Annotated in this window: 3 protein-coding genes; all 3 read left to right on the top strand. The window is 50.5% G+C overall.

Going from position 1 to position 2,084, the window contains the following annotated elements; genetic code table 11:
• Positions 1-475 (top strand): NAD-binding protein (locus VXQ92_RS16105; RefSeq protein ID WP_416682508.1); only part of this gene is annotated, 475 nt, incomplete at its 5' end.
• Positions 450-1,103, top strand: coding sequence for a PAS domain-containing protein (locus VXQ92_RS16110; protein ID WP_228129001.1), 654 nt, complete (start codon positions 450-452; stop codon positions 1,101-1,103). The genes VXQ92_RS16105 and VXQ92_RS16110, both read left to right, overlap by 26 nt.
• A complete protein-coding gene (locus VXQ92_RS16115; RefSeq protein WP_001043692.1) occupies positions 1,100-2,032 on the top strand; it encodes an IS5-like element ISAba13 family transposase in 933 nt (310 codons plus the stop codon). Before VXQ92_RS16110 ends, VXQ92_RS16115 begins: the two co-directional genes overlap by 4 nt.
• Positions 2,033-2,084 lie beyond the last annotated feature (52 nt).

Below are 2,084 nucleotides of genomic sequence, written 5' to 3' on the forward strand. Positions count from 1 at the left end.
GATCATCTGTGGGGCGGATGAAGTCGGGCTGCTGCTGAGTCGAACGCTGCGTCTGGCAGGCGTGCCGCATTTGCTGCTGGAATCGGACCGCCAAAGGGTCGAAGCGGGTCGTGCGATGGGGGCGCCGGTGTCGTATGGCGATGCCAGTCGGCTCGACACCCTGGCCGCCGCCGGATTGGCCCATGCCCGTCTGGTGGTGCTGACGCTTGTTCGTCCGCAGACGGCCGAGCGCATTGCGCGAGCGGTCCTCGAACGCCGCCCGACCTTGCCCTTGGTGGTGGCCACTGACCGCGTAACGGATGCCCAGCTTTTGCGTAATCTGCCCAATGTCAGGCTGTACCCGTTGTACCTGGCTTTGGGACTGGGGCTGGCCGAGCAGGTGCTGTTGATGCTGGGCATCAATGCCGACTACGTCAACCGCCGGATCGAGGAATTACGGCAGACACTCAGTGAGTCAGGTGGGGATAGACCATGAACGGGCCGGCCATTGGGTTGATGGTGTCGCTACTTGCCAATATTGGCATGGCGGTTGCGCGTGGGGTTTTGCTCGTACCAATCGCCAGAGGCGCGACGAGCTGAAGCTTCGCCAACAAGCGAAAATCGACGACAACGAACGGATCGCCATCGCCCTGGAAGGCGCAGAATTGGGGTTCTGGGAATGGGATATCGCCACCGACAGCTTCAGGCTTTCTGCCCGCAGTCTGGCGATGTTCGGCTTCACCTCCGACGACGAGAAGATTGGCGCCACCCATGCCGCATGGCAAGCGCGTATTCACCCGGAGGATTTACCGGTCGTTCTGGCAAAGGTGCGCGCTTATCAAGAAAACCCGTCGGAGCGATTGGAGTGCGAGTACCGCGTTCGTCATCGATCCGGCGTTTGGATTTGGGTTTTGGATCGCGGCCGATGGCTGGGTGACGCGGGCAGGCAACTGATAGTCGGCACTCTGCTCAACATCTCTTCTCGCAAGGAAATGGAGCAGCAGTTGCTGCGTATGGCGATCACCGACCCCTTGACCGGCTTGTCGAACCGGCGGGCGTTTAACGAGGCTTTGTTGCACAAACCTATCTCTAAAGGCTTATTCCACAATATAATTTTCAAATGAATAAGTCGACACCAAAAATTTATCGCACAACCAATTGGTCTTCATATAACCGAGCTCTCATTAATCGTGGAAATATTGCCATTTGGTTTGATCCTGCTACGCAATGGTATGCCCCATCAAAAGGCAAACAAGGACGAAATCAAACTTACTCCGACGCAGCTATCCAATGCTGCCTAATGATTAAATCTCTCTTTCGATTATCTTTACGCATGGTCACTGGCTTTGTTCAAAGTCTCATCCATCTTTGTGGGTTAAATTGGATAGCGCCAGACTACACTACAATTTGTAGACGACAACAGCATATTGATATTGTGATTAGCTATCAAAAAAGTTGTGATGGACTATATCTAATCGTTGACTCTACAGGTCTGAAATTCTTAGGTGAGGGTGAATGGAAGCGTAAAAAACATCAGCCTGAATATCGTCGCCAATGGCGTAAATTACATATTGGTATAGATGCTAAAACCTTACAAATACGCGCTGTTCAGCTCACAACCAACAATGTGAGTGATTCACAGGTACTTGGTGATTTACTCGATCAGATTCCACAAGATGAGAGAGTTGACTCCGTCTATACCGATGGAGCTTATGATACCAAACAGTGCCGACAGGTCATTGCGGATCGGCAAGCACATGCAGTGATTCCACCAAGAAAAAATGCGAAGCCATGGAAAGATAAAAAGATGGGCTCGCTAGAACGCAATGAGTTGCTTCGAACAGTTAAACGTTTAGGAAGAACTATTTGGAAGAAATGGTCAGGCTATCATCGGCGAAGTTTGGTTGAAACCAAGATGCATTGCATCAAATTATTAGGGGATAAACTCAGTGCGAGAAATTTTCAAAGCCAAGTCAATGAGATTCATGCACGTATGGCAGTATTAAATAAATTTACGGACTTAGGCAGACCACATACCCGAGTTGTCACTTAAATTTGAGTAGATATGAGAAGTCTTAACTTTTAAATCTTTGTGCAACAAAGCC

Source organism: Acinetobacter sp. 228, assembly GCF_048147885.1.

Bases quoted from the DNA above. Each gene is read 5' to 3' on its own strand.
- VXQ92_RS16115 (WP_001043692.1), top strand. From the start codon at position 1,100: ATGAATAAGTCGACACCAAAAATTTATCGCACAACCAATTGGTCTTCA.